Source organism: Streptomyces sp. NRRL B-24572 (assembly GCF_002156145.1).
GTDB lineage: Bacteria > Actinomycetota > Actinomycetes > Streptomycetales > Streptomycetaceae > Streptomyces > Streptomyces vietnamensis.
The window spans coordinates 1-6580 of the sequence record NZ_MWIG01000853.1 but is presented as its reverse complement, the minus strand read 5'-3'; the positions used below and the strand labels follow the sequence as shown (position 1 = coordinate 6580).

At 70.3% G+C, this 6580-nt stretch carries 7 protein-coding genes; all 7 read right to left on the bottom strand.

Features of this window, described 5'->3' with window-relative positions; all coding sequences use genetic code 11:
• The coding region (locus tag CCN56_RS37235) for an MCE family protein (protein WP_086832136.1) at positions 1-877 on the bottom strand (877 nt) is incomplete at its 3' end.
• Entirely contained in the window at positions 874-1938 is a 1065-nt protein-coding gene (locus tag CCN56_RS37230; RefSeq protein ID WP_086832135.1) for an MCE family protein, read from the bottom strand. The genes CCN56_RS37235 and CCN56_RS37230, both read right to left, overlap by 4 nt.
• Positions 1935-2984, bottom strand: coding sequence for an MCE family protein (locus tag CCN56_RS37225; RefSeq protein WP_086832137.1), 1050 nt, complete (start codon positions 2982-2984; stop codon positions 1935-1937). Before CCN56_RS37225 ends, CCN56_RS37230 begins: the two co-directional genes overlap by 4 nt.
• Complete coding sequence (locus CCN56_RS37220; protein ID WP_086832134.1) at positions 2981-4036, bottom strand: MCE family protein; 1056 nt, start codon at positions 4034-4036, stop codon at positions 2981-2983. The genes CCN56_RS37225 and CCN56_RS37220 overlap by 4 nt, the downstream gene beginning before the upstream one ends.
• A complete protein-coding gene (locus CCN56_RS37215; RefSeq protein WP_086832133.1) occupies positions 4033-5286 on the bottom strand; it encodes an MCE family protein in 1254 nt (417 codons plus the stop codon). Before CCN56_RS37215 ends, CCN56_RS37220 begins: the two co-directional genes overlap by 4 nt.
• A gap of 1 nt (position 5287) precedes the next feature.
• Positions 5288-6094 (bottom strand): ABC transporter permease, encoded by an 807-nt coding sequence (locus CCN56_RS37210; RefSeq protein WP_086832132.1) that lies wholly within the window; start codon positions 6092-6094, stop codon positions 5288-5290.
• A 5-nt stretch (positions 6095-6099) separates the two neighbouring features.
• Positions 6100-6580: ABC transporter permease (locus CCN56_RS37205; protein WP_143664752.1), on the bottom strand; the 481-nt coding region annotated here is incomplete at its 5' end.

Sequence of the window (6580 nt, the reverse complement as noted above, 5' to 3'; positions counted from 1 at the left end):
CGAGGGCCTTGAGGTCGGCGACCATGTCCTTCTTGCTCGCGTCGACGGTGGAGACGGCGACGTCGGAGAGGGTGTCCAGGGCGCGCAGCATGGTCAGGAGGGATCCTCGCTGGTTCTCCAGTGTCTTCAGGCCGGGCGAGAGGCCGGTGAGGACGGTGCCGACGTCCTTCTTGCGGCCGGCGAGGGTGGCGGAGAGCCGGTTGACGCCGTCGAGGGCGCGGGTGATGTCGCCGCGGTGCGCGTCCAGGTTCGTCACCAGGGTGTTGACGCGGTTCAGCATCGAGCGGACCTCGGGCTCGCGTCCGCCGAGCGCCGCGTCGAGTTCCCGGGTGATGGTCCTGAGCTGGTTGACGCCGCCGCCGTTGAGCAGCAGGGACAGCGCGCCGAAGACCTCCTCGACCTCCGTGTTGCGGCTGGTGCGCGCGAGCGGGATGACGCTGCCGTCGGTGAGGCGTGCGCCGCTGTCCTTCCGCGGGGCGACGAGCTGGATGTACTTCTCGCCCAGGAGGCTCGACTGTTCGAGGCGGGCGCTCGCGTCGGCGGGGAGCCGGACGTCGCCGTTGATCTTCAGGGTGACGCGGGCGGACCAGGTGCCGGTGCCCAGGTCGATGGCGGTGACGCGGCCGACGGCGACGTCGTTGACCTTGACCGCGGACTGCGGCACGAGGCTCAGTACGTCGTCGAGTTCGGCGGTGACCGTGTAGGGGTGGGAGCCGAGGTCGGCGCCGCCGGGCAGCGGGAGGTCCTCGATGCCGTCGAACCGGACGGGGTTCGCGGGGACCGCGCCGAGGACGAGGGCCAGCCCGAGGCCGAGGGCGACCGCTCCGACGGCTCCGGCCCCGACGGCCTTCCGGGAGGGCAGGCTGTCGCGGTTCACCGCTCCCCCTCTCCGGTGCTCGCCGTGGGGCTGCCGGTCCCCGGTGTTCCGGTGCCGGCCGAGGAGGAGGCGCCGGTGACCGGCAGCGGAAGCAGGGGGCCGCCCATGCTGATCTCGTTGAGGTCGGCGCGGCCGTCGAGGGTGCGGGTGTCCTTGTCGTAGGCGTTGACGACGTTGCCGGCGGCGAGCGGGGCGGCGTCGAGCGCCTCCGCGAGGGAGGCCCGCTGGTCGACGAGGGTCTGGGTGAGGGGCACGAGCCGGTCGACGTTCTTCTTCAGTTCGCCGCGGTTGTCCTTGATGAACGTCTTGACCTGGGCGAGGGCCGTGCCGAGTTCCTCGAGGGCGCCGGCGAGGTCGTTCTTGTTCTCGGCGAAGTAGCCGACGACCTCGTCGAGGCGTTCCTGTGCGGTGCGGACGTCGCCGTCCTTCTTCTTGAGCATGGTGGTGAAGGTCTGGAGCTGGCCGAGGGTGGTGAACAGGTTCTCGCTGCTGCCGTCGAGGGTCTTGGCGGCCTTGCCGAACTGCTCGATGGAGGTGCCGATGGCCGTGCCGTTGCCCTTGAGGTTCTTCGCTCCGGTGTCGAGGAGTTCGGAGAGGGCTCCGGTGGAGTTGGCGCCGTCGGGGCCGAGTGCCCTGCTCAGTTCGGTGATCGAGTCGTAGAGCTGGTCGATCTCGACGGGGGTGCGGTTGCGGGAGGCGGGCAGCTCGGCGCCGTCGGCGAGGGTGGGGCCCGTGCTGTAGGCGGGGGCGAGCTGGACGTACCGGTCGGCGACGATGCTCGGGGCGACGACGAGGGCCCGCGCGTCGGCGGGGACGCGTACGCCCTCGTCGAGGCGGAGTTCGACGCGTACGCGGGTGCCTTGCGGTTCCACTGATTCCACCTCTCCCACGCGTACGCCGAGGACGCGCAGGTCGGATCCGGCGTAGATGCCGACCGCCCGGTCGAACCAGGCGGTGACGCGGATGCCGTCGTCGTCGAGGACGCGTGCGGCGACGAGGCCGGCGGCGGCGAGCACCGCGAGGGCGAGCCCGGCGACGAGGGGCTTTCTCGGTCTGGTCATCGTTCACCGCTCCCCTTGGCCGTCGCCGTCTGTTTCGGCGGCAGGCATCCGGACTTGGGCTGCGAGGCCTCGGGCAGATAGGTGCGGGGCACCACGCCGCACAGGTAGGTGTCGAACCAGCGGCCGGTGCCGAGGGTGTTGCCGACGAGCCGGTAGTACGGGCCGACGAGGGCGAGGGTCTTGTCGAGCTGGCCGCTGTTCTTCTCCAGGACGCCGGTGACGCGGCTGAGGGCCTTCAGGGTGGGGCCGAGCTGCCGGTCGTTGTCGCCGACGAGGCCGCTGAGTTCGGTGCCCAGCTCCCGGCTTCCCTTGAGCAGGGCGCGGATGGCCTCGCGGCGCTTCTTGAGCTCCCCGAGCAGCGAGCCCCCGTCCTCGATGAGGATCTCGAAGCTGGACTTCTTGTCCTTCAGGGTCTTGGTGAACTTCTTGCTGTTCTCCAGGAGCCGGGCGAGCTCGGTGTCGCGCTTGGAGACGGACTTCGACAGTTCGGACAGGCCGGTGGCGGCGTTGCGTACGTGCGGCGGCGAGTTCTTGAAGGTGTCGGAGATCGTCCGGAAGCTCTCCGCGAGCTTCTCGGTGTCGATGGCGTCGACGGTGCCGCTGAGGTCCTGGAAGGCCTGCGTCACGTCGTACGGGGACGTGGTGCGGGACTGCGGGATGCGGGTGTCGGGGTCCTGCGGGGCGGAGCCCAGCGGGTCGAGCGCCAGGTACTTCTCGCCGAGGAGGGTCTTGATGGCGATGGCGGCGGTGGACCGGTCGCCGATCCAGGCGTCGCCGACCTCGAACGTCACCTTGACCCTGGGTCCGTCGAGGGCGACCTCGGTGACCTTGCCGACCTTGACGCCGGCGATGCGGACCTCGTCGCCGGCGTCGAGTCCGGCGGCCTCGGTGAAGTCGGCGCTGTAGGCGGTGTCGTCGCCGACGAGCGGAAGCCGTTCCACGTTGTACGCCAGGACGGCCATCAGGGCGAGGACCAGCAGTCCGACGACGGCCACGGCGACCGGGCTGCGCTCCTTGACCGGCTTCAGCCGGGGGCGGGGGCTCATCCGCGGCACCTCGGTTCGGTGACGGTGATGCCGGTCGGCGGCTTGGAGCCGTCGGAGGTTCCCACGCCGCTCACGCGCGCCTCGCAGAGGTAGAGGTTGAACCACGATCCGTACGAGGAGAGCCGGGCCAGGGCCGACATCTTGCCGGGGGTGTTGGCGAGGAAGGTCTCGATGGCGGGGGTGTGGTCGCCGAGGGTGCCCGAGAGGCGGCCGAGTTCGCGGATGTCCTTCTTGAGGGGGGCGCGCCCCTCCTGGAGGAGTCCGGCGGTGGTCGTGGTGAGGTCGCCGATGGCCTTGACCGCCTCGCCGAGGGGTTTGCGGTCGGTGTTGAAGCCGGTGACGAGCTTCTGGAGGGTGACGACGAGGTCCCCGAAGGCGGCCTCGCGGTTGTTGAGGGTGGTGAGGACGGTGTTGAGGTGGGTGACGACCTCGCCGATGACCTTGTCCTTGGCTGCCACGGTCCTGGTGAGGGAGCCGATGTGCCTCAGGAGGCTGTCGACGGTTCCGCTCTCGCCCTGGAGGACCTGCACGAGGGAGCCGGCGAGGTCGTTGACGTCGGCGGGCGAGAGGCCTTCGAAGAGTGGCTTGAACCCGTTGAACAGCAGGGTCAGGTCGAGTGCGGGGGTGGTGCGGTCGAGCGGGATGGTGTCCCCGGCGTTCAGGGTGCCGGTCAGGTCGCCGGTGCCGCGGCCGAGGGAGACGTACCGCTGCCCGACCATGTTCAGGTACTTCACGGCGGCGGTCGCCGATCTGGGCAGGGTGCGGTCCTCGCGGACCGTGAAGGTGACCTGGGCGGTGCGCCGCTCGACGACGCGTACGTCGGTCACCTCGCCCACCTTCACTCCGGAGATGCGCACGGAGTCGCCCTCGACGAGCCCGGTGACGTCGGTGAACAGCGCCTTGTACGAGCGGGTGGCGGAGCCGGTCCCGGTGTTGGCGATGCTGAAGCCGAGGACGGTGGTGGCGAGCGCCGTGACCAGGACGAACGCGAGGGACTTCAGCACGGTCCCGGTCAGGCCGCGGCGGCGCGTGTGGGAGGGGCGCGTCGTCATCGGAGGGTCACCTCCGCGCCGCGGAACGCGGGGCCGACGAGGAGGCTGCTCCAGTCCGGCAGGTCGCCGGGCGCCTTCTTCGCCGCGGGGGCGAGGAGTTCGTTGACGAGGTCGTTCTCCTGCGGGGAGTTGGCGGGGCCGAGTTCCTGGTCGGCCGCGGCGGACGCGCGTGCGGCGGGCGCGACGGGGACGCCGAGGTAGGGCACGGGGTAGCAGTGCGGGCCGTCGCCGGAGCCGTACGAGGGCGTGTCGCGGCCGGGGACGTATGCGCCGCGCGAGGGGACGGTGGTCACCTCGACGTGCAGTCCCGGCCGGTTCGTGCCCTTGCCGAGCGCCTTGTCCATCGCGGGCACGAACTGGGCGAGGGTGCGCAGGGTGCAGGGGAAGGACGGGGAGTACTCGGCGAGGAGTTCCAGGGTGGGCCTGCCGGTGGCGCTGAGGCGGATGATGTTGTTCTTGTTCTGCCGCAGGAAGGCGGTCAGGTCCTGGGCCGTCCGGGTGGTGGCGCCGAGGGTGCCGGCCAACTCGCCCTCCTTCTCGGCGAGGGTGCCGCTGGTGGTGGTGAAGTCGGTGAGCGCCGTGACGATGTCCGGGGCGGCGTCCGCGTAGAGGTGGCTGACCTTCACGAGTTCTTTCAGGTCGCGGGTGAGGGCGGGCAGGTGGGGGTTGAACTCGCGCAGGTGGGCGTCGAGTTCGGCGAGGGTCTCGCCGAGCTTGTCGCCGCGTCCTTCGAGGGCCTTGGAGACGGCGGACAGGGTCGCCGACAGTTTCTGCGGCTGGACGGCGGTGAGCAGGGGCAGGACGTTGTCGAGGACCTGCTGGAGTTCCACGGCGTTGCCGGAGCGGTCCTCGGGGATGACGTCTCCGGGGCCGAGCGGTCGCGCGGAGGCGTTCGCGGGCGGTACGAGGGCCACGAAGCGTTCGCCGAAGAGGGTCGTGGGCAGCATCTGCGCGCGGACGTCGGAGGGGACGTGGCGCAGGGTGCCGGGCCGCATGGCGAGGGTGAGCCGGGCTCCGCCGTCGACGGCGTCGATGGCGCGGACCTCGCCGATGACGACGCCGCGGAGCTTCACCTCGGCGCCGAGGTGCATCTCGTTGCCGACGCTGCCGGTCTCGACGGTGATCGGGTCGGAGTCGGTGAAGCGTTTGTCGTAGACGGCAACCGCGAGGGAGGCGAGGAGGGCGGGTACGAGCAGGAAGACGACGCCGGCGAACCGGCGGCGGAGGGTCTCGGCCGTTGAGTCGCTCATCTCACCCCGCCACCTTCACGGTCGTGGTCGCGCCCCAGAGGGCCAGCGACAGGAAGAAGTCGGTGACGCTGATCAGCACGATGGCGTTGCGTACGGAGCGGCCGACGGCGATGCCGACGCCGGCGGGGCCGCCGGAGGCGCGGAAGCCGTAGTAGCAGTGGGCGATGATCACCATCACGCTGAAGATCAGCACTTTCAGCACCGAGAGGACGACGTCCGTCGGTGACAGGAAGAGGTTGAAGTAGTGGTCGTAGGTGCCCTGGGACTGGCCGTTGAAGAGGACCGTGACGTAGCGGGAGGCCAGGTAGGAGGAGAGCAGGCCGATCGCGTAGAGCGGGACGATGGCGACGACGCCCGCGATGATGCGGGTGGTGACCAGGTACGGCATGGAGCGGATGCCCATGCCTTCGAGGGCGTCGACCTCTTCGTTGATGCGCATCGCGCCGAGCTGGGCGGTGAAACCGGCGCCGACGGTCGCGGAGAGGGCGAGTCCGGCGACGAGCGGGGCGATCTCGCGGGTGTTGAAGTAGGCGGACACGAATCCGGTGAAGGCGGCGGTGCCGATCTGTTCGAGGGCCGCGTAGCCCTGGAGGCCGACGACGGTGCCGGTGAACAGCGTCATCGCGATCATGACGCCGATGGTGCCGCCGATGACGCCGAGGCCGCCGGAGCCGAAGGCGACCTCGGCGAGCAGCCGTTGCACCTCCCTGAGGTAGCGGCGCAGGGTACGCGGGATCCAGAGCAGGGCCCGGACGTAGAACAGGAGCTGGTCGCCGGACCGGTCGAGCCAGACGAAGGGGGAGGCCATCGGTCTCAGCCTCCCTTCGGCGGGACGATCTGCAGGTAGATGCCCGTCAGCACCATGTTCACGAAGAACAGCAGCATGAAGGTGATGACGACGGACTGGTTGACGGCGTCGCCGACCCCCTTGGGTCCGCCACGGGGGTTGAGTCCCCGGTAGGCGGCGACGATGCCCGCGATGAACCCGAAGATCAGCGCCTTGATCTCGCTGATGTAGAGGTCGGGCAGCTGGGCGAGGGCGGAGAAGCTGGAGAGGTACGCGCCGGGGGTGCCGCCCTGGAGGACGATGTTGAAGAAGTAGCCGCCCAGGGTGCCGACGACGGAGACCATGCCGTTGAGGAGGACGGCGACCGCCATGGTGGCGAGGACGCGCGGGACGACCAGTCGCTGGACGGGCGAGACGCCCATGACCTCCATCGCGTCGAGCTCCTCCCTGATCTTGCGGGAGCCGAGGTCGGCGCAGATGGCGGAGCCGCCGGCGCCGGCGATCAGG